The 26140-nt window shown below is 58.1% G+C and carries 21 protein-coding genes and 3 pseudogenes; 20 read left to right on the forward strand and 4 right to left on the reverse strand.

All coding sequences use genetic code 11. From position 1 onward, the window contains the following. Positions 1–84 precede the first annotated feature (84 nt). The 13 genes and pseudogenes from GTU79_RS11185 to GTU79_RS11250 all read left to right on the forward strand — a co-directional run bounded on the left by GTU79_RS11185 (position 85) and on the right by GTU79_RS11250 (position 13865). Positions 85–1127 (forward strand): annotated as a pseudogene (locus tag GTU79_RS11185) (dipeptidase). 96 nt (positions 1128–1223) lie between these two features. Next, positions 1224–1295, forward strand: a complete 72-nt coding sequence (gene pqqA / locus GTU79_RS11190; protein WP_071789594.1) for a pyrroloquinoline quinone precursor peptide PqqA — start codon at positions 1224–1226, stop codon at positions 1293–1295. A gap of 54 nt (positions 1296–1349) precedes the next feature. After that, entirely contained in the window at positions 1350–2264 is a 915-nt protein-coding gene (gene pqqB / locus GTU79_RS11195; protein ID WP_203521869.1) for a pyrroloquinoline quinone biosynthesis protein PqqB, read from the forward strand. A 2-nt stretch (positions 2265–2266) separates the two neighbouring features. Then, positions 2267–3025: a pyrroloquinoline-quinone synthase PqqC gene (gene pqqC, locus GTU79_RS11200; protein ID WP_214513934.1), complete on the forward strand. Its 759-nt coding sequence runs from the start codon at positions 2267–2269 to the stop codon at positions 3023–3025. Further along, a complete protein-coding gene (pqqD, locus tag GTU79_RS11205; RefSeq protein ID WP_413726918.1) occupies positions 3025–3303 on the forward strand; it encodes a pyrroloquinoline quinone biosynthesis peptide chaperone PqqD in 279 nt (92 codons plus the stop codon). The genes pqqC and pqqD overlap by 1 nt, the downstream gene beginning before the upstream one ends. Further along, complete coding sequence (gene pqqE / locus GTU79_RS11210; protein WP_203521867.1) at positions 3296–4435, forward strand: pyrroloquinoline quinone biosynthesis protein PqqE; 1140 nt, start codon at positions 3296–3298, stop codon at positions 4433–4435. Before pqqD ends, pqqE begins: the two co-directional genes overlap by 8 nt. After that, entirely contained in the window at positions 4432–5118 is a 687-nt protein-coding gene (locus GTU79_RS11215; protein ID WP_214513935.1) for an insulinase family protein, read from the forward strand. The genes pqqE and GTU79_RS11215 overlap by 4 nt, the downstream gene beginning before the upstream one ends. Positions 5119–5135: 17 nt before the next feature. Then, positions 5136–6542 carry a hypothetical protein gene (locus GTU79_RS11220; protein ID WP_214513936.1) on the forward strand — a complete coding sequence of 469 codons (1407 nt, stop codon included), beginning with the start codon at positions 5136–5138 and terminating at the stop codon, positions 6540–6542. After that, positions 6440–7078: a hypothetical protein gene (locus GTU79_RS11225; protein ID WP_214513937.1), complete on the forward strand. Its 639-nt coding sequence runs from the start codon at positions 6440–6442 to the stop codon at positions 7076–7078. Before GTU79_RS11220 ends, GTU79_RS11225 begins: the two co-directional genes overlap by 103 nt. A 673-nt stretch (positions 7079–7751) precedes the next feature. Continuing rightward, positions 7752–9748: pseudogene (locus GTU79_RS31800) on the forward strand (membrane-bound PQQ-dependent dehydrogenase, glucose/quinate/shikimate family). Between the two features lie 1084 nt (positions 9749–10832). After that, complete coding sequence (locus GTU79_RS11240; protein WP_214513940.1) at positions 10833–11939, forward strand: Gfo/Idh/MocA family protein; 1107 nt, start codon at positions 10833–10835, stop codon at positions 11937–11939. 176 nt (positions 11940–12115) lie between these two features. Beyond that, positions 12116–13152 (forward strand): annotated as a pseudogene (locus GTU79_RS11245) (IS630 family transposase). Between the two features lie 152 nt (positions 13153–13304). Further along, the gene (locus tag GTU79_RS11250; protein ID WP_203521861.1) at positions 13305–13865 is read left to right on the forward strand and encodes a DsbA family protein; all 561 of its coding nucleotides are present in this window, start codon (positions 13305–13307) and stop codon (positions 13863–13865) included. A gap of 10 nt (positions 13866–13875) precedes the next feature. Here GTU79_RS11250 and GTU79_RS11255 read toward each other — a convergent pair whose 3' ends face one another. Next, complete coding sequence (locus GTU79_RS11255) at positions 13876–14301, reverse strand: MarR family winged helix-turn-helix transcriptional regulator (RefSeq protein WP_203521860.1); 426 nt, start codon at positions 14299–14301, stop codon at positions 13876–13878. A gap of 283 nt (positions 14302–14584) precedes the next feature. On the opposite strand from GTU79_RS11255, the gene GTU79_RS11260 reads away from it, so the two are divergent. Further along, positions 14585–16012 (forward strand): non-oxidative hydroxyarylic acid decarboxylases subunit C, encoded by a 1428-nt coding sequence (locus GTU79_RS11260; RefSeq protein ID WP_203521859.1) that lies wholly within the window; start codon positions 14585–14587, stop codon positions 16010–16012. 24 nt (positions 16013–16036) lie between these two features. After that, positions 16037–16270, forward strand: coding sequence for a non-oxidative hydroxyarylic acid decarboxylases subunit D (locus GTU79_RS30225; protein WP_253073646.1), 234 nt, complete (start codon positions 16037–16039; stop codon positions 16268–16270). 11 nt (positions 16271–16281) lie between these two features. Here GTU79_RS30225 and GTU79_RS11265 read toward each other — a convergent pair whose 3' ends face one another. Together GTU79_RS11265 and GTU79_RS11270 are read right to left on the reverse strand one after the other, a co-directional pair. Continuing rightward, the gene (locus GTU79_RS11265) at positions 16282–17853 is read right to left on the reverse strand and encodes an MFS transporter (RefSeq protein ID WP_203521858.1); all 1572 of its coding nucleotides are present in this window, start codon (positions 17851–17853) and stop codon (positions 16282–16284) included. A gap of 87 nt (positions 17854–17940) precedes the next feature. Continuing rightward, the gene (locus GTU79_RS11270) at positions 17941–18855 is read right to left on the reverse strand and encodes a LysR family transcriptional regulator (RefSeq protein ID WP_214513941.1); all 915 of its coding nucleotides are present in this window, start codon (positions 18853–18855) and stop codon (positions 17941–17943) included. Positions 18856–18990: 135 nt separating this feature from the next. On the opposite strand from GTU79_RS11270, the gene GTU79_RS11275 reads away from it, so the two are divergent. Then, positions 18991–19647: an O-methyltransferase gene (locus GTU79_RS11275; RefSeq protein ID WP_203521856.1), complete on the forward strand. Its 657-nt coding sequence runs from the start codon at positions 18991–18993 to the stop codon at positions 19645–19647. A gap of 36 nt (positions 19648–19683) precedes the next feature. Here the strand turns inward: GTU79_RS11275 and GTU79_RS11280 are convergent, their stop codons facing one another. After that, the gene (locus GTU79_RS11280) at positions 19684–20691 is read right to left on the reverse strand and encodes a Gfo/Idh/MocA family protein (RefSeq protein ID WP_203521855.1); all 1008 of its coding nucleotides are present in this window, start codon (positions 20689–20691) and stop codon (positions 19684–19686) included. A 393-nt stretch (positions 20692–21084) separates the two neighbouring features. Here GTU79_RS11280 and GTU79_RS11285 point away from each other — a divergent pair, with 393 nt between their 5' ends. The 4 genes from GTU79_RS11285 (at position 21085) to GTU79_RS11300 (ending at position 26092) form a co-directional block, all read left to right on the forward strand. Further along, positions 21085–22107 (forward strand): TRAP transporter substrate-binding protein, encoded by a 1023-nt coding sequence (locus GTU79_RS11285; protein ID WP_203521854.1) that lies wholly within the window; start codon positions 21085–21087, stop codon positions 22105–22107. Positions 22108–22169: 62 nt separating this feature from the next. Beyond that, positions 22170–24044 (forward strand): TRAP transporter large permease, encoded by a 1875-nt coding sequence (locus GTU79_RS11290; protein WP_203521853.1) that lies wholly within the window; start codon positions 22170–22172, stop codon positions 24042–24044. Between the two features lie 54 nt (positions 24045–24098). Beyond that, entirely contained in the window at positions 24099–25148 is a 1050-nt protein-coding gene (locus tag GTU79_RS11295) for a LacI family DNA-binding transcriptional regulator (RefSeq protein WP_253073540.1), read from the forward strand. Between the two features lie 179 nt (positions 25149–25327). Further along, positions 25328–26092 carry an SDR family NAD(P)-dependent oxidoreductase gene (locus GTU79_RS11300; RefSeq protein WP_214513943.1) on the forward strand — a complete coding sequence of 255 codons (765 nt, stop codon included), beginning with the start codon at positions 25328–25330 and terminating at the stop codon, positions 26090–26092. Positions 26093–26140: the final 48 nt, after the last annotated feature.

The following is a 26140-nucleotide window of genomic DNA, read 5'->3' on the forward strand; positions in this document are numbered from 1 at the left end:
GGACCGGCGCAAAAATCACGTTGAAAGGTAATACTGTGACTAATGAATAATTTCTGGTGAAAGTGAAGATGCGGTCCTGGCTCAATGAATGCTGATAAGCCCCAACGTTTTTTTGACGGTCACAACGATCTGTTGCTGAATTTGTGGCTGCATCATGGCGCCAACCCGGCGGAGGCCTTTTTCGCCGGCCTGGCGCCTGGGCATCTCGATTATCCGCGCATGGGCCGCGGCGGTTTTGCCGGCGGCTTGTTCGCGGTATTTGTACCGCCGGCGGCCTATCTGGCCCAGATGCGCAAACGGGCGTCAGCCGCCGTTGCAACCCAGAGCGATCCATTGGCCATTACCACGGCGCAGATAGCGATATTGCATCAACTGGCGCAGGGTTCCGCGGGCCGGGCCCGTCTGTGTGGTTCAACGGATGAAATTGAATATTGCCTGCGGCATAATGTGCTGGCGATGGTGTTGCATATTGAAGGGGCGCAAGCCCTCGATCCGGATCTGCTGTTGCTGGATCAATTTTACCAGCAGGGCCTGCGCAGCATCGGCCCGTTCTGGAATGAACAAAACCAGTTTGGCGCCGGCGTGACGGGAGATTTCCCCGGATCGCCTGATAGCGGTCCCGGCATGACGCCGGCAGGCAAGGCGCTGATTCATGCCTGTAATCAGAAAAAGATTCTGATCGATCTGTCGCATATGAATGAAAAGGCGTTCTGGCAAACCGCCGAACTGAGCGACGCACCCTTAGTGGCGACCCATTCCAATGCGCATGCCCTTTGCCCGCAGCCGCGCAATCTCACCGATGGCCAACTGGCGGCCATTGCCGCCAGCGATGGCCTGGTGGGCGTCAACTTCGGCACGGCATTTGTGCGGGCGGACGGCAAGCGCGAAGGTGATACGCCGATAACCGACATCGTCACGCATCTGTGCTACCTCATGGACAGGGTGGGTGAAGACAGGGTGGGCTTCGGTTCCGATTTCGACGGCGTTAACGTGCCGAACGCCTTGGGTGATGTGGCGGGCATGCCCTGCTGCTGGGGGCGATGGCCCATGCGGGGGTCAATGACGCATTGCGCGAAAAGCTCGCCTGGCGCAACTGGCTCAGGGTGTTGAAGCGCACCTGGTCTTAGCAGGGAATAGAATTTTTGTTGTTCTTCGGATTACCCCCCAGAGTATGGGGGTCAGTGATCCTTCATTTTAACGCTAAGAGGAGAAACATGATGACTGTGTGGACAAAACCGACGTTCGTAGACCTGCGTCTGGGTCTGGAAGTGACTCTGTACATTTCCAACCGTTAATCTCTGATGCCCGCGCTGTTGCGGGCATATTCTTTTTTAATTCCCGGTCAGCTTATGCAGATAAAAGTGTTAGGCTCCGCCGCGGGCGGAGGATTTCCCCAATGGAACTGCAATTGTGGAAACTGCCGGGGCGTACGCGCCGGCACGATAAAAGCCTCCCGGCGGACGCAATCTTCCATTGCCGTAAGCGATAACGGCACGGAATGGGTGCTATGCAATGTATCCCCCGATATTTGCCATCAAATCCTGGCGACCCCGGAATTGTCGCCTCCGCCCGGCGTGCTGCGCGGTACCGGCATCGGCGCCATTATCCTTACCGACAGCCAGATCGATCATAGCGCGGGCTTGCTCAATTTGCGGGAAGGCTGCCCGCACCAGGTATGGTGCACCGCCGAGGTCCATCAGGATCTCACCTCCGGTTTTCCGGTGTTCAATATTCTTTCGCACTGGAACGGCGGGCTTGAGCATCACCTTATAGTGCCCGGGCGGCCGTTCAGCGTCGCTGTGAGCCGGACGCTGCAATTTACGCCTATTCCGCTGCTGAGCAATGCTCCGCCTTATTCCGCGTACCGCGACCGTCCGCTGCCGGGCCATAACATCGCGCTGTTTATTGAAGACGGCCGCAGCGGCAAAACCCTGCTTTACGCGCCCGGCCTGGGCGACCCGGACGACGTGTTGATGCCGTGGCTGCGCAAGGCGGACTGTCTGCTGATTGACGGCACGCTGTGGCGTGATAACGAACTCGCCCTCACCGGCGTGGGCCGGCATACCGGCAAAGACATGGGGCATCTGGCGCTGGGGGAAGAGCAGGGGCTGGCGGCGCTGCTGGCCTCGCTGCCCGCTCAGCGCAAGATTCTGATTCACATCAATAATACCAATCCCATCCTCGATGAAGACTCCGCTGAACGGCAAAGTCTGACGCGGCAAGGCATCGAAGTGAGCCGGGATGGGATGCTGATTGAGGTATAGCCATGACACAGACGCAACCGCTGTCTCCCCGGGCCTTTGAACAGGCGCTGCGGGACAAAGGCGCCTACTACCATATCCACCATCCCTACCATATCGCCATGCATAACGGCCAGGCGACCCGTGAACAGATCCAGGGCTGGGTGGCGAACCGCTTTTATTATCAGACCAGCATCCCGCTGAAGGACGCAGCCATCATGGCGAACTGTCCGCATCCGGACGTGCGCCGCAAATGGGTGCAACGCATCCTGGACCATGACGGCCACGGCGGCGGCGGCGACGGCGGCATCGAGGCCTGGCTGCGCCTCGGCGAGGCCGTCGGCCTAAAGCGCGAAGCGCTGCTGTCCGATGACATGGTGCTGCCGGGCGTGCGCTTTGCGGGGGACCCTTATTTCAACTCCGCCCGCCGCGCCAACTGGCAGGAGGCCGCGTGCAGCTCCCTCACCGAGCTGTTTGCGCCGCAGATCCACCAGGCGCGCCTCGATACCTGGCCCGGCCACTATCAGTGGATCGAAGCGGAAGGCTATGACTACTTCCGCAGCCGGCTGAGCCAGGCGAACCGCGACGTGGAGCATGGGCTGCAGCTGGCGCTGGAGTATTGCGACAGCGTGGAGAAACAGCAGCGCATGCTGGAAATCCTGCAGTTCAAACTGGACATTCTCTGGAGCATGCTGGATGCCATGAGCATGGCGTATGAACTGAAACGTCCCCCTTACCATACCGTCACCACCGGGTCGGCCTGGCACAAAACGAGGCTGGTATGATGGAGCCGACGCTATCGCAGACGCCGGTGTTCCGGCGCGGTTTTCGCCTGCAGTGGGAAGAGACGCAGCAAAGCCATGTGATCCTCTACCCGGAAGGCATGGCGAAGCTCAATGACAGCGCCGCCGCCATTTTGCAACTGGTGGACGGCAAGCGCACCCTTGGCGATATTATCGCCGATCTCTGTGCCCGGTTTCCCGAGGCGCAGGGGCTTGGCGATGACGTCAGCGAATTTTTCGGCCAGGCCTACCGGCAAAAATGGATTATCTTTCGTGAATGATCAAAAACCGGCGGTTAATCCGCCGCTCTGGCTGCTGGCGGAACTTACCTACCGCTGCCCGCTGCAGTGTCCGTACTGCTCTAATCCCCTCGATTTCGCGTCGCAGGATAACGAGCTGACCACCGCCCAGTGGATCGAGGTGTTCAAGCAGGCGCGCGCCATGGGCAGCGTACAGCTCGGTTTTTCCGGCGGCGAGCCGCTGATGCGCAAAGATCTGGCAGAGCTTATCGGCGCCGCCCGCGGTCTCGGCTTCTATACCAACCTTATTACGTCGGGTATCGGCCTGACGGAGAAAAAGCTGCAGACCTTCGCCGACGCCGGCCTTGATCATATCCAGATCAGTTTCCAGGCCAGCGATGAAAGCCTGAACGCCGCGCTGGCGGGGTCGGAAAAAGCCTTCCGGCAGAAGCTGGCGATGGCAAAGGCGGTAAAGGCCCATGGCTATCCCATGGTGCTCAATTTCGTGCTGCACCGCCATAACATCGATCAGATTGACCGCATCATTGAGCTCTGTATCCAGCTTGAAGCGGATGATGTCGAGCTGGCCACCTGCCAGTTCTACGGCTGGGCCCAGCTGAACCGGGAAGGATTGCTGCCGACCCGGGAGCAAATCGAGCGCGCCGAGCAGGTAGTGAAGCGCTATCGTGAACGCATGGCGCAGAGCGGCAGTTTGACCAATCTGCTGTTCGTTACGCCCGATTACTACGAAGAACGCCCCAAGGGCTGCATGGGCGGCTGGGGCGCCATCTTCCTCAGCGTCACGCCGGAGGGCACCGCGCTGCCGTGCCACAGCGCACGCCAGCTACCGGTGAAATTCCCTTCGGTGCTGGAGCATGACCTGGACCATATCTGGCGCCACTCCTTTGGCTTTAACCGCTATCGCGGTTTCGACTGGATGCCGGAGCCGTGCCGCTCCTGCGATGAAAAGGAGCAGGATTTCGGCGGTTGCCGTTGCCAGGCATTTATGCTGACCGGCAGTGCCGACAATGCCGATCCGGTCTGTGCAAAATCATCCCACCACGACAAAATTCTCGCCGCGCGCGAGGCGGCCAACCGCACGCGGACGCAGATCCATGAGCTGCAGTTCCGCAACCGCGTCAACTCGCAGTTGATCTTCAAAAACAGCCCATGAACGTGAACGGGGACCGGCAGGAAGAGCAGCTTCGGCTGCCAAATGGTTTACGCCTCTGCCTGCGGCATGAGGCGCAGGCGACAGAGGCCGCCGCGCTGCTGCGGGTGGACGCGGGGGGCGATGACGAACCGCCGGCCTGGCCGGGCCTGGCCCATCTGCTGGAACATCTGCTTTTCGCCGGCAGCGGCGCCTATCAGCAGCAGCAGCGTCTGTTAGCCTGGATTCCGGCGCAGGGCGGCCGGCTGAACGCCACCACCCGCGGCGACCGGACCGCCTTCTTTTTTGCCGTCGATCCTCCGAAGCTGGCGCCGGGCCTGGCGCGTCTGGTGGATATGCTGGCCGCGCCGCTGTTTGATCCTGCCGCCCTCGAACAGGAGATAAACGTCATCGAGGCCGAGTATCGGCTGCTGATGAACGATGCGGATACCCTATGCGACGCGGCGCAGTTGTCCCTGTTCGAGGGGACGCCGGCCCTGGCGCGTTTTCAGGTGGGCAGCCGCGCCGGGTTCGGCACGGACCTGCCGTCTTTGCTCCGCGGACTGCGGGAGTTTCATCAAAACCATTACCACGCCGGCAGCATGACGCTGTGGCTGCAGGGGCCGCAGCCGCTGGCTGAGCTGCGCGCCCTGGCCGGCAGCTGCGGCGTCCAACTGCCCGCGGCCCGGACCGCCGCCCGGCGCTGACGGCGCCGGGCGATGACATGCTGAATACCGGGTCCGGCAGTGGCGGCGTCTGCCCGCCCGACCCCGGCGGCGCTCCGGCTGACGGCGCGGGGCGACGCCATGCTGAATGCAGCGGGTCCCCGCGGCTGCGGCTGAGTTTTGCCCTGAACGGCTGGCGGGATTGTGATGCCGGCTGGTTTGGCGTTTTGCGCGTGCTGTTGAATGACGAGGCGGACGGCAGCCTGATGGCCTGGCTGCGAGAGTGCGAGTGGTGCGACGGCGCACGCCTTATCCTCAGTTGGCGCGGTCAGGATGCGGCCATCGCGGCGGTGGAATTTACCTTAACCCGGGCCGAACCCGCCGTCGGCGCGCAGGTGGAGCGGGGGTTTTTGTCTTGGCTACAACAGTTGTCCGCCCTGTCGGATCAACAGCTGCGCCATTATGCCCGGCTGGCGCAGCGGCGCTTGAACAGCCAAACGCCGCTGGATCAGCTGCGGGACCTGGCTTTTGATGCCCCCGCGCTGCACCGCATCGCCCCTCCTGCCTGGCAGCGCTGGCTATCTCGATTCCGGCCGGAGGGCGTCAGCCGTTTGTGGATAACCGGGCAGGTAAGGGGGGATCCGGTGCGCAGCCGGGGTTTCGACCTGCGGCTCGCCCCGTTCATTTTGCCTGCCGTGACGCCCGCTCGGCCGCCGACGCTCCGTTTTTATGCCGGCAACGCCTCCCCCCGGACGCCACCCTTGCCATGGAGGCCCCCGGTATCGCCGAACGCCCCGCCGGCCGAGTCCGTCCCACTGCGGCACATCGCGGCGAATGAGGCTCCGGTACTGATGCTTTATCCGGCGCCCGGCAGTGATTTTACCGAGGTGCAGGGGCATATTCTGCAGGCGGCGCTGCGGGCGCTAGGGGGAAATCTGGTGCATATCGGGGGAGAGCTGCGCATCGAGCGGCGGCAGGATGTCTGGCTGCTACAGCTTGGTGCCGATGAGATGACAATGCCCGCCGCGCTGGAGGCGATAAGCGCACGGCTGCGGGTTCTGACCCAGGCGGTCATCCGCCAGGGACGGCGCGCCCGGCAATATGAACTGCGGCGCGAGCAAGAGCAAATCCCGGTGCGCCGGCTGCTGAGCCAACTGCCGCGCTGGCTGCGGACGGCGGACGGGGCCGGAGCGGAGCAGGGACCGGAGCAAGAGGATGGCGCCTCCCGCCGGCTGACGGAAATCTCCTGGCAGGGGACGCTCTACGGCGGGTCCGACGGGCTGCGCCAAACGCTGTCCCGCATGCTGGGCCGTTTTCCCGGCGCCTTTACGGCAGCGTCGTTCCCGGCCGCGGCGGATGCGGCATGTTCATCCGCTGCCGCATTTCCTCCCTCGCCGTGCTTGCATCCGGCGATGCGCCGGCTCGCGCATTCCGCGGGCAACCGGCCGCGGCGCGCTATACGCTGACGCAGGACCTGGGAGATAACGCCATGATACTTTTTTGCCCGCCGCCGGCCGCCGACGTCGACACCCGGCTGGCCTGGCGTCTGCTGGCGCTGATTTACCAGCCGCTGTTCTTCCAACAGCTGCGCGTGGAACAGAATATCGGCTATGTGGCCAGCTGCGGCTTTCATAATACGGTCTGGCATGAAGGCGTACTGTTTGCGCTGCAGTCACCGCATCTTAACGGTGAAGAACTGTTTCAGCGCACGCTATCATTTTTGCGGCAAATGGAACAGCGGCTTGGCGAGATGCCGGCGGATCGGCTGGCAGAGCGGCGCTCCACGCTTTGGCGGATGCTGGCCCACCGGGATGCAAACCGCTTTATCCGCGCCGGCCAGGAATGCTTCGCCCTTGACCTGGCGCTCACCACGCCGCAGGCACAAGCGCGCCTGGCACACATGGACCAAAAGAGGCTCAGGGGCTGGCATCGGGTTTTTACCGACTCCGCCACACACAGCGTCGGCAGCCTGTTGGCCATCACCGTCCCTAAGGCCCCCTAGGCGGTTGAAGTCAGTTAAGTAAAATTTATTGATTAATCGTAATTAAATATGACTGTCACCCCGTCATCGATTCCCGGCCAGCGGTTTAATTCTATATTTTTATAGCAAGGATTTGTCAGAGAAATGGATTGGAGCATCGCAAGGTTCTCGTGCCTGATTCTCATTAATCCTTATATTTTCTGATGTAAATAAAAAGAAAGACAACCGCAAACCGTCGGCCCGGATCACTCTTAAAGGCTGTCTGCTCCTTCATACACATTTTCAAATACAGGGTTATTCTATGGAGAACACAATACATCCAAAACGCCCCTGGCTCATCGCGTTATTACTGCTGTTAATAGGCTTGGCGATGACGATTGGCGGTGTCTGGCTGACCGCGCTGGGCGGCTCGCCGTTTTACCTGCTGGCCGGCATCGCACTGCTGATAGACGCGGGATTGGCCTGGCGCAGGCATAGCGCCGCGCTGTGGGTTATGGCGCTTATTCTGCTGGCCACCATAATCTGGTCTCTCTCTGAGGTGGGCTTCAACTTCTGGCAGCTTGAGCCGCGCCTGGTCATGGTGACGGTGCTCGGCATCCTGCTGCTGCTTCCCTGGGTGCGCCGCAAATTATTTCCCGTCGCCCGCGCGGCGGGACTGGCACTGGGGATAGCCGTGGTCGCCGCCGTACTGGTGATGATCTTTGCCGCAACCCGGCCGGTAGGCGTTTCCGGCACAGCGGACTTCACCGCCCGGACACAGGATGCCCATGATACATCGGTGCCCGACAGCGACTGGCTCTATTATGGCCGCACGGCGCACGGCGATCGCTTTGCCCCCCTCGATCAAATCAATGCCGGCAATGTGCAAAACCTCAAGCTCGCCTGGAGCATGCGCACCGGCGATACCATGCAGCCCGGTGAAGATCAGGGCGGTACCGATGCCGGGCATGAATTCAACTTTGAAGACACGCCAATCAAAGTCGACAATACCCTCTATGTCTGCACCGGCCACAGCTGGGTTGAAGCCATCGATGCCGCCACCGGCAAAGTTAACTGGAAATTCAATCCTAACGCCGATACCAAGGCGGATGTCTATCTGGCCTGCCGCGGGGTCAGCTACTACAAGGCTCCCGAAGGGACGGTAACGGATTGTCCGGAGCGTATTATCGCCCCGGTGCTGGATGCGCGCATGATGGCGCTGAACGCCAAGACCGGCCGGCTTTGCCAGGATTTCGGCGATCACGGCTATGTTTCGCTGACGCAATATCTCGGCCATGTCCCCGCCGGCTACCATTTTGTCACGTCGCCGCCGATGGTGGTAAACGATCGGGTCATTCTCGGCGGATGGATATTTGACAATCGGGCGACCAATGAGCCCTCCGGCGCGGTACGCGCTTTCAATCCCATCAACGGACAGCTGATTTGGGCCTGGGACATCGGTCATAATCCGGAAAACTGGACACCGGGTCCGAATGATGAATTGACGCGCGGTACGCCCAACGCCTGGGGCGTATATACGGCAGATCCCAAACTCGGGCTGGTTTATCTGCCCACCGGCAACGCCACGCCTGACTACTACGGCGGCGAACGCCGTCCGTTTGACGAAAAATACAGCAGCTCCACCGTCGCACTGGACATCAACACCGGCGCCCCTCGCTGGCATTTCCAGAACGTTCACCACGACCTGTGGGATTTTGACGTTCCGGTGGGCCCGTCGCTGGTGGATCTGCCCGGTCCGGACGGCAACCCGGTTCCTGCGCTGGTGCAAACCACCAAACGGGGCGAGTTTTTCATGCTGAACCGCGAGACCGGCCAGCCCATTGCGCCGGTAGAAGAGAAAAAAGTGCCCCAGGGCGCGGTGCCGGGGATCATACCTCGCCGACCCAAGCCTTCTCGGTGGGCATGCCTTCTCTGGCGCCAAAGGATCTGACCGAGCGCTCGCTGTGGGGCGCGACCCTCATTGATCAGATGGTATGCCGGATCCAGTTCCGTAATTCCGTCTATCACGGCCAGTTCACTCCGCCCCAGCTGAAAAATACCATTGTTTATCCCGCCTTCGACGGCGTGATCGACTGGCACGGCGCAAGCATCGATCCCACGCACAAGATCCTGATTGCCAATGCCAATTACATACCCTTTATGGTAAGCCTGGCGCCCCGCGGTCCCGCGGAACAGCAAGGCCTGGTACAGAAATGGAATGGCAGCGGCAACGAACCGCCGGTGAAAGGGAATTTCTCCCCCCAGTACGGCACGCCTTATATTGGTAAAGTCCATCCCTGGCTTGACCCGATAGGCGTCCCCTGCAACCCGCCGCCGTGGGGCACCCTGACCGCCATCGATCTGGTTAAACGCCAAATCATCTGGCAGCATCCCATCGGCACCACCCGCGATACCGGTTTGTTCGGTACCCACACCAACGTGCCGTTGCCAACGGGTATCTTCAATATCGGCGGCAATATGGTGACTAAAGGCGGGCTGGTATTTATCGGCGCCACGGCGGATGATTATCTGCGCGCCGTGGATGAACGCACGGGCAAGGTGGTATGGAAAGCGCGTTTACCCGCCGGCGGACAGGCCACGCCCATGTCTTACACCGTGGGGGGTAAACAGTACATCGTGATTGCGGCGGGGGGCCATGCCGGACTGGGCACCCGCTCGGGGGATTACGTTCTGGCTTATGCATTGCCTTAAGCCCGCCCTCGGCACTATCCTGCGCACCTCGCCAGGTTAGGGCTATTCTCTCCGGCTCCCGCAACGGGGGCCGGAAATCGCTTAACCTCCATCCGGGCGTTTTAGAAAACAGCGCATAGGTATCCTCTCTTGCCCGTGGACTTCCCGTAATAATCTTTCGGATCGGGATGATAACCGATGGCTTTACCGTCGCCTTGCGCGGCACACTCTTTATTTCCCTCATCCTGATACATCGCGGGGACGGGGCCGAATAATTTTGCGTTATTCCAAAACTGTTTTTGCCCCGGCGGGCTAACGAGCTTAGGCGAGGTTGCCGAGGGCTTATCGCCAGGGGTGAAATTAAAATAGGCACAGCCGGACAAGAGCATGACATAGACGCCAAAGATAATTGAAGTCAAAATTTTACCATAATATGTATACCTAATGATTAGCTGCGTGTGTAATAATCTCGGTATGATAAAACCATCGAGATAAAAGGTTTGATAAAATTAAAATCATTACATTGTGGTTATTTCATATTCACTGAAAAATGCCGGATTTTTACCTGCCCTCGCTCCAATAAATTATTGTGTTTTATAATTAAGCTTTAAAATATATTTACACCCTTTAATCATTACTGGCATCTTTTTAAGCTACATCGCATTATTGAAAGTAGCAATTGCGACTTTTAGAATACATTGCAATAAACCTAATTTGAGAAAAAACTTATATGAGAATAATTAAAATTTGATTACTTTCAAGTATTAATGAGGAAATTAACTTATTAACTCAGATGAAAACTTACCGCACATATTATTAAGTGCTGATTCCGGCAAATTGCTGTTGCTGGCATTGCCATTGACGTTTATTAATGGCGTCTTGCTCCAAAACTCATGTTCATCGCATTTTTCTATTGCGTACGGTTAAACGACCAGGGGGCCGGCCAATTTTCTCTTTGCCGCAGCGTACCGGCTGCGGCGTTGCGCCAACTTGAGCGGGGGAAAATTGCTGCGACAGCACTTTTTGGCCTTATCCCGGCCTGTCCGGCGGTTATTTTAGACTTAATAAGGTGGCAAGTTACGCTTTTCGAATAAGGGAGGGGGCAATGCATAAACATCGGTTGCGGGTCGGTATTATCGGATTACAACCCGGGCAAAGCTGGGCCGCACGGGCCCATATTCCCGCTCTGCGGGCATTGCCGGATCGGTTTGACATCGCGGGCGTGGCCAACAGAAGCCGCTCAAGCGCCGAAGAGGCAGGAAAAGCCTATAATATTAGAGCCTTCGCCAGCGTGGACGAGCTGGTGAATTCCCCGGATGTGGATATCGTCACGGTGACGGTAAGGGTTCCCAATCATAAAGAGGTGGTCAGAAAAGCGATTGCGGCAGGTAAATCCATTTATTGTGAATGGCCTCTTGGCCGGGATCTCGGCGAAGCCGAAGCGCTCGCCGCGATGGCGGCGGAACACCGGATTAAAACCGTCATCGGTACCCAGGCGCGGCTGGCGCCCGAAATGCTTTACCTGCGCGAGCTTATGGATAAGGAATATCTGGGCGGGATACTTTCGTCTGCTGTTTTAGCCTACGGCAGGGGCTGGGGCGCCACCATCAGCGACGAGAAAAGGGAAAGCTATCTACTGGATAAAGCCAACGGCGCCACCATGTTATCCATCCCGGTGGGCCATACGCTGGCGGCGATGCAGGATATCATCGGCAGTGTCAAAAAGGTTTCATCCAACGTCGGCAACCGGCGCAATTCGGCGCTTTCTTTACAGGATGGGAAATCCATCGCCATGACCGCCCCGGATCAGGTGCTGGTTAATGGCGTGACCGATAACAATATCCTGTTCTCTCTCCATTATCGCGGCGGGACTGCGCCGGACGGCCATGGCTTGATTTGGGAGCTGAACGGGACAAAAGGCGTTATCAGAATTACCGGCCCGTCGGGACATACGCAGATGGTCCCTCTGAAGATTGAATGCTGCCTGTTTGGCGATACCGCCTTCAAACCGGTGCCGGTGCCGGAAACCTTTTTACAGGGCGGTCCCGCGGATGTGATTCCGGGTAATGTGGCCAGAATGTACAGCAGGCTGGCGTCGGATTTACAGACCGGCATGCACACCGCCACCGGTTTTGGTGATGCGGTACGATTGCATCGTTTATTAACAGCTATCGAAAAGTCATCAGAATGCGGAACGCGCATTACAGTCTAATAGCCATACGCCCTCCGCCGGGTGAATGGGTATTGCCCCGGCGGAGTCATTCCTGCTGATTGGTTTGCTGTCCCCTAAATAACTGCGCCTAATAGTAGATCACCGAAGGGAACTCAATCCGGTTTGAGCGATCTGATCAATCGCCAAACATCACAAATCACCAACCGGACTGAGTTATGCCGATCATAGCACCCATACCCAGAAATGAACGACGCCAGATGCAAAAAATTGTCCAGAAAACGGCAGATAAGAATCATGCCAGACGCCTTATCGCCATGTTGATGTTGCACCGGGGTGAATCGCTGACTTGCGTTGCTAAAACCCTATGTGCCGCCCGTTCTTCCGTCGGACGCTGGATTAATTGGTTCACGTTATTTGGTATTGAAGGTCTGAAAAGTCTGCCACCGGGCCGTCAAAAAAAATGGCCTGTCGACGCCATGCTGCGAATGCTCAATTTGCTTGTTCAGCGCTCCCCGCAAGATTTTGGCTATCTGCGCTCACGCTGGAGTACCGAGATGTTAACGATTGAAATTAATAAGTTATTTAACTCTACGTTGCATCCTGGCTCACTTCGCCGTTGGTTGCCAGGAGCCGGCATTGTCTGGCGCAGAGCGGCTCCGACCTTGCATATTCGGGATCCTCACAGGAAGAAAAGCTGGCTGCAATTGATGAGGCATTGGCAAAGAACAGTGCTGAACATCCCGTGTTTTACGAGGATGAAGTTGATCTCGATCTCAACCCAAAAATCGGCGCGGACTGGCAGAAAAAAGGTCAGCAGAAACGCATCCCTACGCCGGGTAAAAATGAAAAACATTACCTTGCAGGTGCGCTGCATGCTGGAACGGGCAGAGTGGATTACGTGAGTGGAACACGTAAAAACTCAGGCTTGTTCATCGATATGCTATGCCAGCTGAGAAGCACGTATCGCAGCGCCAAAACGATCACCCTTATTGTCGATAATTACATCATTCACAAAAGTAAAAAGACATTGAAGTGGTTGAAGAAGAATCCAAAATTTATTCTTATTTATCAGCCGATTTACTCGCCATGGGTGAACAAAATAGAGCTCTTATGGTTAGCATTACACGAAACGGTGACCCGCAATCATCACTGTAAAACAATGTGGGAGTTACTAAAAAATGTCAGACAATTTATGAAAACCGCATCACCTTTCCCAGGCAACAAACCTGGACTAACAAAAGTGGAGCGGTAATAGGCGCAGTTATTTAGCGCCTTTTTCATCGTACCCGCACCGATCGGCGGCTTGGCCGGGGCGGTGCCGGCACCGGAGTGCGTTTCTTTTTCCTTAGGGTAAAATAGCGGTTAAAACTCTTCACGCAATAAACACGCTAATAGGAAATGACCATGAATAACACAGTAACACTCCATGCTGACCCGCTGGTCTGGGGACACGGACTGAAGGTTTTCGAAGTTTTCCTTGAGCCTACCTGTCCGTTCTCGGTGAAGGCGTTTAACAAGCTCGATGCTTTGCTGGCGGCAGTGGGCGAAGACCAGATGACGCTTAAAATCCGCCTTCAATCCCAGCCATGGCATATGTATTCCGGCGTTATCGTTCGTTATATCCTGGCTGCTTCCACGCTGCCGGCGGGTAAAGCCGATGCCAAAGCGGTACTGAAGGCCGTGGCCTTACACCGGGAAGAGTTCGAGTTCACCGATCATTGCGCCGGCCCCAATATGGACGCCACGCCCAATGATATCCTGGCCCGGTTGAAGCGCTACAGCGGCGTGGATGCCTATGCGCCTTTCGCCCGGCCCGAGCTGCAAGCCGAGGTCAAATGGCACTGCAAATATGCCCGGCAAAACGGTATCCATGTTTCGCCCACGTTTATGATAAACGGACTTGTGCAGCCGGATATCAGCAGCGGCGATGATATCAGCGAATGGGCAAAACGGATCCTGGCGTAGCGCCAAAGCGCTAGGTTGCCTTGGACTCAATGCCTCGCCGCATCTTTGCCATTATTTGAACCAAGGCCTCCCGTTCTTCGGCGGACAGCGTTTGCAGCAAGCTGTTCGAGACGCGTTCGGCCACCGGCCGGGCTATAGCCAGCATAGCGCGGCCTTCCTGAGTGAGCTGGACGAGACGGCGGCGGCTATCGGCGGGATCCGCGCGACGGGCGATGAGCTGCCGTACTTCCATGCGCCCCAGCATTTCCGCCAGGGTCGCCTTGGTGGTGGCGCTCGCCTGTCCGAGCGTGGCTTGATCGAGTCCGTCCGGCGAGAGGGCCAGCGCCTCCAGCACCGCATATTGCGGTTTGGTGAGATCGGGCATCAGCGAGGTCCACCTGGCGGTATGCTCCTGCAGGACGACGCGCATAAGGTGAAATAACGTCTTGTCAAACATCCACTCTATCCTATCCAGTATGTTTCCGTTTACGCCCGTGCGGCGGCGGAGGGGTATTATTGCCGCTGCGTGCGGCCGGCACAAGCATATCCCGGGATGACCGCTTGGCCGGCTTGACGTTCGTATGCGAACTAAATACACTGGCCGGGAAGTATCTTTAAGAAAAGTATGCTCGCATATATAGAACGTATACGAACAATAATCTATCTCTTTACTTCGATCGCGCGGCCCTCTTCGTTATCTCTGGCGCCGATCGCCTCTTCATAATGAATAGGGATTTAACATGATATTCGATGACTTGCGCCAATTCCTGAAGGCGCTTGATGAAAACGGCCAACTGCTGCATGTGAAAGAACAGGTCCAGGCCGAGCCGGACCTGGCGGCGGCGGCCAACGCCGCCGGCCGGATCGGGGATAAGGCGCCGGCGTTGTATTTCGATAATATCGAGGGTTTTACCGACGCCAGGGTGGCGCTTAATACCCTGGGTTCGTGGCCTAATCACGCTATTGCCATGGGCATGGATCCCGGCACCTCAACCAAGGACCAGGTGGCGGAATTCATCCGGCGCTGGGACGAATTCCCCGTGTCCGTGCAGCACCGTGAAAATCCGCCGTGGCAGGAAAATTGCGTCGTAGGCGACGATATCAACCTCTTTGAGATATTACCGCTGTTTCGCCTTAATGACGGCGACGGCGGCTTTTATCTGGATAAAGCCGCCGTCGTCTCGCGGGACCCGGCAGATCCCGGCAATTTCAACAAACAGAACGTCGGCATCTATCGCATTCAGGTCAAGGGCAAGCGCCGCCTCGCCATCCAGCCGGTGCCGGTCCACGATATCGCTATTCATCTCAAGGCGGCGGAAGAACGGGGCGAGGACCTGCCGGTGGCAATCACGCTGGGTAACGATCCGATTATTACGCTGATGGCGTCGACGCCTTTGCGCTATGACCAGTCGGAATACGAGATGGCCGGGGCGCTTAGGCAGGCGCCTTATCCAGTAGCGACGGCCCCGCTGACCGGGTTCGACGTGCCGTGGGGCTCGGAGGTCGTTATCGAGGGCGTGATCGAAGGCCGCAAGCGCGAACTGGAGGGGCCGTTCGGCGAATTCACCGGAAATTATTCGGGCGGACACAGAATGCCGGTGATAAGGATCGACAGGATTTCTTACCGAACACAGCCGATCTTCGAGTCCCTGTATCTCGGCATGCCCTGGACGGAAGTGGACTACCTGATCGGTCCGGCGACCTGCGTCCCGATTTACAAGCAGCTCAAGGCTGATTTTCCCGAGGTTCAGGCCGTCAATGCCATGTATACCCACGGCCTGCTGGCGATAATTTCCACCAAAAAACGGTATGGCGGATTCGCGAAAGCGGTGGGGCTGCGCGCCATGACGACGCCCCATGGGCTGGGTTATGTGAAAATGGCAATCGTGGTGGATGAGGACGTGGATCCGTTCAACCTGCCGCAGGTCATGTGGGCCCTGTCCACCAAGGTGAATCCCGCCGGGGACCTGGTACAGCTGCCCAATATGTCGGTCGTCGCGCTGGACCCCGGATCATCGCCCTCCGGCGTGACCGATAAGCTGGTTATTGATGCGACCACCCCGGTCGCTCCGGACACGCGGGGCAATTACGGATTGCCGGTACGCGATCTGCCCGAGACCGCTCAATGGATCGGCCGGCTGAATGCGCTGATCGCTAAAAACCATTGAACCGATACAGATAAGGAAAACATGATGATTTGTCCTCGTTGCAGGCATCCTAAGACGGGCGTGTTGTTTGAAAGCCCGGTCCAGGGGGTATGGACCGTGTTTCAGTGCGAGAGCTGTTTGTACACCTGGCGCACGACCGAGCCGCCGCGCCGGTCTGATCCTGAGTATTATCCGCCGGCGTTTCGCTTAAACCCCGATAGCCTTGAACACGCCGAGGCGATACCGCCGGTTCCGGATCTGGCGGCCGGGAACCGGTAGGAAACGCGGCGCTATTTTTCAGTTGCCTTCGCCGAGGCCGGATACCAAAGCGTCACCAGAATAACGGCAACGGCCATCACCAGCATCACCAGCAAAAGGGATTGCGCCGTCGCCGCGACGAATGCCTGCCGCACCGCGGGAATTTGGCTGCTCAATCCGGGTGTTGACCGGGCGTAGGCTAACGCCGCGCCAATGGATTGTGTTGTCGCACCGGGCGCCTGCGCCAGGGCGGGGGGCAGACGTGAAGGGAAGGTTGTCGCCAGCAGGCTGCCGAAAAGGGCAATGCCCAACGCGCCGCCGATTTCACGCGTGAAGCTGTTGATGCCGGCACCGACGCCGGCTTGGCGCGGCGGTAGCGAGCCGATGATAGCACTTGAAAGAAGAGGATTGGATAAACCGGATCCCATGCCGACGACGCCGATGCTCAGTGCGAAAAACCAGTAGGGCGAGTCGGTCCCGCAGTGGCGAAGCAGGCCCAGCCCGGCAACGAGCGCGACCAGTCCGGCCGCCACCACCGGCCGTGGGCCGATACGCTGGGCAAGCCTGATGCTGCGCGGCGACACCCAGAACACGACCGCCACCAGGGGCAGGATGGCAAGGCCGGCCAGCGCCGGCGGGTAGCCCTTGATGCTCATCAGATATTGGCCGTTGAGATAGAACATCGAATACATGCCGATAAAGGAAACCGCCATGCCCAGCATGCCGGCGCACAGGCCGCGGGCGCGGAAGATGCCAGGATCCAGCAGGGGATGCTTTCGCTTCGCCTCCATCCAGACAAAGATAGCCAGGAACAGCCCTGACAAGCAAAAGGCGCCGATAACCATTGCTGAAAGCCAGCCAAGCTCCTGGCCTTCAATCAGGCCCGTCAACAGGGAGAAGATACCCAGCATGAGGATGGCCGCGCCCATAAGGTCCAAGGGATGTTCATGACCGGCCAGCCTCGGGGCCAGCCATGCCGTAAGGACCAGACCGGCCAACGCCAGCGGTACCGCTACCGTGAAAATGGCTTGCCATTGTGCGAACTGCAGCACCAATCCGCCGAGGATATTCCCCAGCGCGCCGCCCAAGCCGGTCATGGCGGTCCACATGGCGATGGCATGGGATTTTTGGTGCGGCGGATAGACCTGGACCAGAAGCGCGAGGCTGTTAGGCAGAATCAATGCCGCGCCCGCGCCGGCCGCCGCCCGGCCAACCAGCAGCGCCGGCACGCCGGCGGCCGCGGCCGACAGCAGGGAGCCGAACGCCAATAAGGCCAGGCCCGCCAGCATGGTCTGCTTGCGGCCATACCGGTCGCCAATGGCGCCGGCGGGGATGAGCAGACAGCCGAAGACCACCAGGTAGGTATCGACGATCCACAGGACCGCCGTGGCGGAAGGATGGAGCGGGCTGGTGGCGATGCGTCCGATGGCCAGGTTGAGGCTGGCGCCGAGGCCGAAAACCAGGGCGGCGCACCCGACCATGACCGCAAGGAAAGCCTTGCGCCGGGCGACGGGTTCCGGCGAGGCGGGCGGCGCATCCGCCTCCGTGATGTCGGGCGTCGATGGGTTGCGCATCACGGACGCCCCTCGATTAGTTGTATGCATGATGATCTCCTTTTGGGGGATATCATCTTCTTCCTGATAGATGCAATCCAGTGCATATCACGAAGAGTATTAATGCATCATATGCATTTATAAGTCCGGGCAAGCGCTTCGCACGCGGGCCCGGAGCCAGCGATGGGCGGCATCTTTCTCGTAGCGCGGGTGCCAGGCGATGGAGATCGGCGGCGGCGCATCGATCTTCACCGGCAGGTCGAAGGCATGGAAATCCCGGCGATACCAGCCCGAGGAGCGGGCCGGCACCAGTACAATATGATCTGACTTGGCAACGATGGCGAGCCCGTCGGCAAAGTTCGCCACGGCGACGGAGATGGTTCTGCGCAGGCCCTGCAACGCCAGGGCCGCATCCACCGGGCCCTCGAAGCGGCCGCGTCGCGAAATGGACACATGGGGGTAGGCGATAAAGGCTTCAACGGTAACCGCCTGCCGCGCCAGCGGATGATTGGGGCGCACCACGCCGACAAAACGATCGCGAAAGAGCGTTTGTAAACGGATTTCCGGTCCCATGGCGGCGTCAATAACCCCGATGTCAAGGTCTATGCTCCCATCCCGCAGCGAGTCGACATCCTCGTTGCCTTCGGCCACGAAACGCAGCCGGGCTTTCGGCGCCTGTTCAATCATGGCCTGAGCGATGGCGGCGCCGAAGGTGCCGACAAAACCGTCGCTGGCCCGCAGGGTGAAGGTGCGATCGATCTGCGCCGGAACGAGCTCGCCATCGCCGCGCACCAGGTTTTCCGCGTCCTGGATAAGCTGTCGCAACTGTCTGCGGAGGGCTTCGGCGCGCGGCGTCGGCACCAAGCCTCGACCCGCGCGGACCAGCACCGGATCGTCCAGCAGATGGCGGATACGGGCAAGCTGCCGGCTCATGGCCGGGGGGCTGAGATTGATTCGGTTCGCCGCGCCGGCAACGCTGCCTTCGGACAGCAGGGCATCCAGGGCGACCAGCAGATTAAGGTCGAGGGCCGGACTGGGGGAGGGGGATGTCATGGGTTGCGTCTCGATATGGAATGCAGGTTATGCATTTATATAATAATAAAGATGCACTGTATGCAACCATGGTTAGCGGATATCTTTTTGCCACGACGCGTCGTACCGGCATATCACAACGCTAAAGGCATCCAAATGACAACACTCACGACATCCCCCCTTGCCCCACTGCTGGCCCGTCTTTTTGACGAAGCCGCCGCCGCGACGAGCCCCGCAATGGTTAGTATCCCGCGTGAGGAGCGGATGTGTCTGATGCGGAGCAAAACGGAGTATCTTGATTTTTATGAGAAGATGAAAGACCTTTGGCTTCCTGTCTCCCGCGAAACCGGCGCGCTGCTGTATATGCTCGCACGGGGCGGCGCGGCGCGGACCATTGTTGAATTCGGTACCTCGTTTGGCATTTCCACCCTGCATCTTGCCGCTGCCCTGCGGGACAACGGCGGCGGTCGTCTTATCACCACCGAGTTTGAGCCGTCGAAAGTCGCCAGGGCCCGGAAAAATCTCGCCGCCGGCGGCCTTATTGATCTGGTGGAATTCCGCGAAGGCGATGCGCTGCGCACGCTGGCCGCGGATCTGCCTGATTCCATCGATTTGCTGCTGCTCGACGGCGCCAAGTCTTTGTATCCGGACATTCTGAATCTGGTGGAAAGCCGCTTACGGCCCGGGGCGTTCATCGTTGCCGACGACGCCGACTTCAGCCCCGACTACCTGGCTTACGTGCGTTCGCCGGCGGCGGGTTATCTGTCCGTCCCCTTTGCCGGAGACGTGGAGTCCTCGCTGCGGCTGAAGTGAGCCGACTAAAGGTATTGCGCTGGCTCCCTGACCTTTTTATTGAACTTGGCGATCTTTCCCTGGATCTTCACCTGGATAGACAAGCCCGATCTGCTTTCTTATCGTATCCAGGGTTTCCATGATGAGTACGCTTTCGTCAGGGGGCATAATCGCCGAGGCCGTGCCTGTTCTGACCAGGCGTTCCATTTCAAATGCCTGGAACTGCATGCCGCGTTCGGCCACCGTCTCGGCGTAATCTTCGAGTACGTTGCCCTGATAGTCCTCAAGGCGAAATGAGGTGGGCGCGTACCAGACCGGTGCGATGACGATGCGCGCCTTGGAACCATAGATGGCGGCGGCATTGGGACCGGCGCAGTCAAGGGCGGACACGCTCGTTGAAATAGCGCCGCCCTGATGCTGCATGATGGTGGCGATTTCAGCATCGACACCCGTATCCTTGAATCGGGCCGTCGCCGTTATCGAGGTGGGAGCACCGAGAATATCGAAGGCGAAAGAGAGGGGATAAATGCCCAGATCAAGGAGAGCCCCGCCGCCAAGTTCCGGCGCATTGAGACGATGCTTTGGGTCCGTCGACAGGAATTGGCGGTGTTCGGCAGTGACCGACCGCAATTCACCCAAGACACCGGAGTCAATGATTTCATGGATACGCTTCATGTGCGGCAGGAAGCGCGTCCACATGGCCTCCAGTACGACAAGGTTCTTTTCGCGCGCGCGCTTGACTATCGTCCTGGCCTCATCGGCATTCAGCGTGAACGGCTTCTCGATAAGAACGTGCTTGCCGGCTTCCAGCGCCAGCAGGGCGGCTTGGGCATGTTGCGGATGGGGTGTCGCCACGTAGATGATATCAACGTCCGGATCCGTGACAAGCGCCTGGTAACTGCCATGTGCGCGGGGGATGCCGAACCGCCGGGCGAAAGCATCGGCCGTTTTCCCGGATCGTGATCCTACCGCCGCGACGTTCAGTCCGGACGCAACAAGATCATGGGTAAATAATTCAGCAATCCATCCGGTAGCAAGAACGCCCCAGCCAAGTGACTTTTTCATCGGTTTTCCCTCAGTTGTTCAAATGCGCCGTTGACGACCGTGAAGATTGCAAGCCGCCGGCGTTATCCTGACACAGTCGCTTATCATGAAATCACGGCACGTAATAAACTGTGACTAAACACCAACTAGACTTTGTATCTTTTTTACCATTACATCATTGCCGCTCCGGCTTGACTCACAAAATCACGCTTTCCCTGCCCAGTAAGCTCAACCAGGTGTTGATCGGGTAAAAATTCCTCTATATCGTCCGCTGTGACGTTTTAGTGTAACGTTACAGAAAAAACGATTACTAAAAACCCTTGCTCCCGCCATCCCCCTTTTTGACTCGTCGGGAACGATAATTTTGCATGCCCACGCTGAAGGATCATGATGATGAACACTCAACGGCACCCTATGTTACACCAAGTACTGGTCTGTACCTTTTTAAGCTCGGTTCTGTTCGCCGCGGGCGGCGCGGCGGCCCAGGCGCAGGCTGCGGTCAATCTGCGCGTCTACTCGTCACTGACGGCGGACGATAACTCGGCGCACTACATTTGGTTTAAGCGTTTTCAAGCCAATATCGACAACAATGCGAAACTGAAAGACCAGATTAAACTTAGTTATTTTCCAAACGGCATGCTGGGCAAAGAGGCCGATGCCATCCAACAGGTGCGCATCGGCGCCATCAACGTAATGATCTCCGGAACCTCCATCTGGGCGACGCTGGTGCCGGAAATCAGCGTACTGGACCTGGGGTATTTGTTTAAGAACTTCGACCAGGTGGGCAATGCGCTGGACGGGCCGGCGGGCAAAACGCTGTCCGATCTAATGCTTAAAAAATCCAACGTCGTTGTGCTTGGCTACGCATATAACCTTGGCGCCAGAAATATCTACACCAAAAAACCCATTGAGAAACCCGAGGATCTTAAAAACCTTAAAATACGCGTGTTGCCGGTGCCCAATTTTATCGCCACCATCAACCACATGGGAGCGGTCGCCGTACCGATGCCGGGCGGTGAAGTCTATTCCAGCCTGCAAATGGGCGTGATCGACGGCCTGGAACATGATTCCGCTACCGTGCTGGCCAACAAATATTATGAAATCGCCAAAAACGCCACGCTGACGCAGCACATCTACAACCCCATCATGATCGCCATGAATAACAGCAGCTTCCAGCAGATCCCGGAACCGCTGCGCCCAGAACTGCTGGCGGCGGCGAAAGAAGCCACCCAGTATGAACGCCGGCAATCCGGCCTGATCGAACAGAAGGCGGTGGAACAACTGAAAGCGCAAGGCATGGTTTTCCGCGAAATCGACCGGAATTATCTGCGCGGCGAAGTCAAACCGGTCTGGGATGATTTCCTGGCCAAATACCCGCAAATGAAGCCCGTGGTCGATGAAATCAATGCTGCCGGATCGTCTGCCAGTGCGCAGTAATGTTCCTGTACCCCGTGCTTTAGGCCGGCCTTCTTCTGACAGGAACCATTGAGGGGTTCAACATGGTAGACACATCTATGGCGACAAAAGGGCATACGGGACCGCTGGTTTATCTCAGTCGGCTCAGTAAATTCCTGACAATGATAACCTCCTGGGCGGGCGCCCTGGTTTTGCTGATTAACGTGCTGGTGGTGTTTCTCTCGGTAATCTGGCGTTATATGTTGCATTCCCCCATCGAGTGGGCGGAAGAAGTGGCGCGCGCCATGATGATCGCCCTGGTGTTCTTCGGGGTCGCCACGTCTACCGGCCGCGGCGGGCATATCGGGGTCGACCTGTTTTTGCGGTTTATCCCTGAACAAATACGCCCTTATATTGTACACGCCAGCCGCTGGGTGCTGTTTCTGGTGGCCGTCGGGCTGGTGATTTCCAGTTATGATCTGGGCCAGGCGTCCTGGCTGCAAACCACGGAAACCGGCCTGCCGCAGGTCATCTACGTGATCCCGGTCATCATTGGTTCGGTGGTCATGATGGTGGCGGCCCTTGAACACGCCCTGCGCGAGCGCGCCAAAGTGGTGCTGGTCAGCGGCGCGGGGATTGTGGTATTAGCACTGCTGGGCTACCTGAAACTTTCCATGATGCCCGATCCTTCAAGCGCAGCGGCGGGATTCATGCTGATCTGTTTTGTGCTCGGCATCTTTGCCGGCGTGCCGATCGCCTTTACGCTCGGTATGTCGGCGATGGTATTTTTTATCTGCGATCCGTCGCTGCCGTTCGTATTCTTTTCCCAGCAGGTTATCTCCGGCGTGGATCACTTTGTCTTGCTGGCGATTCCGTTTTTTCTGCTGGCCGGCGCCGCAATGGAAATCAACGGCATGTCGACCCGGCTGGTTGAGCTGGTGGTGCGCGGCATGGGCCGCTTTCGCGGCGGGCTGAATATGACCACCGTGCTGTCGATGGCGTTCTTCTCCGGGATTTCAGGCTCCAAACTGGCGGATGTCGCCGCCGTGGGCGGGGTATTGATGCCGGCCGTGCGCCGCGCTAATCAGAACAGTGAAGAGGCCGCCGGGGTATTTGCCGCTTCCGCGGTGATTTCCGAGACCATCCCCCCCTGCGTCAACCTGATTGTCCTTGGGTTCGTGGCGAATATCTCCATAGGCGCGCTGTTTCTCGCCGGACTGATTCCGGCCGCTTGCCTGCTGGTGCTGATGCTGATAGCGGCTAACCGCTTCGGCGGCAAAATCAATATCAGGGAAGCCTACCCAAAGATGCGCCCGCTGCTGCAGCTGTGGATTGGCGCCATTGTCGGTTTGGCGATGATTTTCATGATTGGCCGCGGTGTGATGATGGGCATTGCCACCTCCACCGAAATTTCCGCCTTTGCCGTGGTATACGCCATCGTCGTCGGCCGGCTGGCCTTTGGCGAACTGACCTTCCGGGCAACGGTGAAGATGTTTGTGGATACGGCCGCCATGTCGGGGGTTCTGCTGTTTATCGTGGCCTGCGCCACCAGTCTCTCCTATGTATTGACCATCCAGATGATCCCGCAGGAAATCGCGCAATTTCTGGTGGGCATCGGTGTGAAGCAGGGCGCCTGGGTATTCCTGATGCTGACGATTGTCCTGCTGATCGTATTCGGCGCCGTGCTGGAAGGCGCGCCGGCGCTGATCATCTTCGCGCCTATTCTGGTACCTATCGCCACGCAGCTGGGATTTAACCCGCTGCACTTTGGCATTGTGATGATTCTCTCCATGGGGTTCGGCCTGTTCTCGCCGCCCATCGGTTTAGGGCTATACACCACCTGCGCAATCTGTGGGGTGGAGATGAAAAATGTTATTCCGCCGATGATTAAATACCTGGCTGTCTCGCTGTTCGGGATTATTGTCATCGCCATGGTGCCGACCATCAGCACCTGGCTGCCCCGATTGGCCGGTTATTGAAGCCGGATTAACCAGGATACGCAGAGAATCAACCGCAAAGTAATGAGGGAAGGTATGGCAAATATTCGGGATGTCGCGCGTCACGCCGGGGTTTCAGTAAGCAGCGTGTCCAATGTGCTGAACGGCCGCTCCGATCAAATGCGCCTGGCGACCTTGGAACGCATCAGGCAGGCCATGCAGGAGTTAAACTATCATTCCAACCGGGTGGCGCAGCAGCTTAAAACCGGGCAGGCCAAAATGATTGGTTTACTGGTTCCGTCCATCGTCAACCCAAGCTTTGCGGTTTTGACGCGTGAAGTGGACCGGGCCGCCAAAGCGCGCCAGTACCGGGTGCTGTTAGGCAATACCTATCGCCAGGAAGACGAAGAACAGGCCTTTTTGGAAGATATGTTCGCGCACGGCGTGCAGGGAGTGATTGTGGCGGCCAGCGCCATGGAGCGCCCGCACTTCGCCAATGCCGCCAGGCTCGGGCTGGTGATGGTGAACTACGACAGCCGGATGCCGAGCGACGCGCTGCTCGGGAACCTGCCTTTTGACAGCGTATCGATGGATAACGTTGCGGCCGGCCGGATGGCGGCGGAACACCTGATAGAGCGAGGATGCCGGCAGTTGGCATTCGTCACGGAAGCTTTCTTGACCATCAGCCGCGCGCATAAAATCGAAGGCTTTTTTTCCGCGGTCAGGGACCACGGTCTGACGGACAGCGCCAGGGTGATCGAAGGGAAAGCCCTGGCGGCTTATGGCGATACCGAAATGACCGAGCTAGGGCGCACCCTGGCGGCCAAAGTATTGCAACAAGCCCCCCGGCCCGACGGCATTGTGGCGATCAACGATGCGCTGGGTATCGGGCTGATGGCCGGGCTGCGGGACGCCGGCGTCCGTATTCCGCAGGATATTTCCGTTATCGGCATCGATAATATTCCCCTGGCGGATCTCGTCCACCCCGCGCTGACGTCCGTCATGCCGCCATTAACGGAAATGGTGGCGGTAATGGTGGAAAGGCTATTGGCCAGAATAGAAAATCCGTCGATTACGCCGGGAGAGTTTTTATTTCCTCCCCGGTTGATTTCTCGTCATTCGGTAATCGATAGCACTGAACCTTGATTTTTTAAGCAGGCCCCCGGGCTCACAATAATGTCGCCGGCCCGGGGAAATTTATTTAGCCATTTATGGCAGGGTCTCCTATTGCCCGGCGCAGGAGAACGCACCTGAGACAATAACGGATTCACTCGCAAGCACTACGTCATTCGAACACATTTCACACTGAAAAACAGGAGATCGGTATGGGCAGTTTGTCAGGAAAAAAAGTATTTATTACCGGCGCCGAGCAAGGCATTGGCAAAGCGACGGCAATAGAGCTGATCAAAGCGGGCTGTGATATTTATATCCATTTTTTCAGCAATGAAGAGGGCCCCAAAGAACTCGTTAGCCTGGCGACCTCTTTAGGGCAATGGGCCGCTTATGGTTATGCTGATTTAACCAATGAAGACGACACGAAAAAATGCGTATTGGCGGCGGCGGAGTTTTTAGGCGGCGTCGACATTCTGGTTAATAACGTCGGCGGCATTATCGCCAGGAAATGGCTGGGAGAAATAGATAGCCAGTTCTGGAAAACGGTCATTGACGTCAATATGACTACCATGCTGAACGTTACGCAAAGCGCGCTGCCTTATTTAAAACAGGCGCCGGACGGCGCCAGCGTCGTCAACCTGGCCTCGCTGGCCGGGCGGTCGGGCGGCCACTCGGGCTCGCTGGCATATTCCACGACCAAAGGCGCCGTGCTGGCCTGGACCCGCTCTCTGGCAGCCGAGCTGGGCCAGTATGGCATCAGGGTTAACGCGGTCGCGCCGGGACTGATTCTGGGCACCCGGTTCCACAATCAGCACACCACCAAAGAATCCGCCGACGAAACCATCAGCGCGATTCCGCTGGGCCGGGCCGGCACTGCCGAAGATGTTGCGCGGGTGATCAAATTCCTGGCCGCGGAATACGATGGCTTCGTATCAGGAGCCACGATAGATATTAACGGCGGCATTTACCGTATGTGATGTATCGCTGGCGGAACGGACAAGACTACCCTATGCCAGACGGTATGA

The sequence above is a fragment of the Sodalis ligni genome (assembly GCF_016865525.2).
GTDB classification, from domain to species: Bacteria; Pseudomonadota; Gammaproteobacteria; order Enterobacterales; family Enterobacteriaceae; genus Acerihabitans; species Acerihabitans ligni.

Coding starts and splice junctions, on each gene's coding strand:
- pqqB (WP_203521869.1), top strand. CDS start 1,350: ATGCAGATAAAAGTGTTAGGCTCCGCCGCGGGCGGAGGATTTCCCCAA.
- pqqC (WP_214513934.1), top strand. CDS start 2,267: ATGACACAGACGCAACCGCTGTCTCCCCGGGCCTTTGAACAGGCGCTG.
- pqqD (WP_413726918.1), top strand. CDS start 3,025: ATGGAGCCGACGCTATCGCAGACGCCGGTGTTCCGGCGCGGTTTTCGC.
- GTU79_RS11215 (WP_214513935.1), top strand. CDS start 4,432: ATGAACGTGAACGGGGACCGGCAGGAAGAGCAGCTTCGGCTGCCAAAT.
- GTU79_RS11220 (WP_214513936.1), top strand. CDS start 5,136: ATGCTGAATACCGGGTCCGGCAGTGGCGGCGTCTGCCCGCCCGACCCC.
- GTU79_RS11225 (WP_214513937.1), top strand. CDS start 6,440: ATGTTCATCCGCTGCCGCATTTCCTCCCTCGCCGTGCTTGCATCCGGC.
- GTU79_RS11240 (WP_214513940.1), top strand. CDS start 10,833: ATGCATAAACATCGGTTGCGGGTCGGTATTATCGGATTACAACCCGGG.
- GTU79_RS11250 (WP_203521861.1), top strand. CDS start 13,305: ATGAATAACACAGTAACACTCCATGCTGACCCGCTGGTCTGGGGACAC.
- GTU79_RS11255 (WP_203521860.1), bottom strand. CDS start 14,301: ATGTTTGACAAGACGTTATTTCACCTTATGCGCGTCGTCCTGCAGGAG.
- GTU79_RS11260 (WP_203521859.1), top strand. CDS start 14,585: ATGATATTCGATGACTTGCGCCAATTCCTGAAGGCGCTTGATGAAAAC.
- GTU79_RS30225 (WP_253073646.1), top strand. CDS start 16,037: ATGATTTGTCCTCGTTGCAGGCATCCTAAGACGGGCGTGTTGTTTGAA.
- GTU79_RS11265 (WP_203521858.1), bottom strand. CDS start 17,853: ATGCATACAACTAATCGAGGGGCGTCCGTGATGCGCAACCCATCGACG.
- GTU79_RS11270 (WP_214513941.1), bottom strand. CDS start 18,855: ATGACATCCCCCTCCCCCAGTCCGGCCCTCGACCTTAATCTGCTGGTC.
- GTU79_RS11275 (WP_203521856.1), top strand. CDS start 18,991: ATGACAACACTCACGACATCCCCCCTTGCCCCACTGCTGGCCCGTCTT.
- GTU79_RS11280 (WP_203521855.1), bottom strand. CDS start 20,691: ATGAAAAAGTCACTTGGCTGGGGCGTTCTTGCTACCGGATGGATTGCT.
- GTU79_RS11285 (WP_203521854.1), top strand. CDS start 21,085: ATGTTACACCAAGTACTGGTCTGTACCTTTTTAAGCTCGGTTCTGTTC.
- GTU79_RS11290 (WP_203521853.1), top strand. CDS start 22,170: ATGGTAGACACATCTATGGCGACAAAAGGGCATACGGGACCGCTGGTT.
- GTU79_RS11295 (WP_253073540.1), top strand. CDS start 24,099: ATGGCAAATATTCGGGATGTCGCGCGTCACGCCGGGGTTTCAGTAAGC.
- GTU79_RS11300 (WP_214513943.1), top strand. CDS start 25,328: ATGGGCAGTTTGTCAGGAAAAAAAGTATTTATTACCGGCGCCGAGCAA.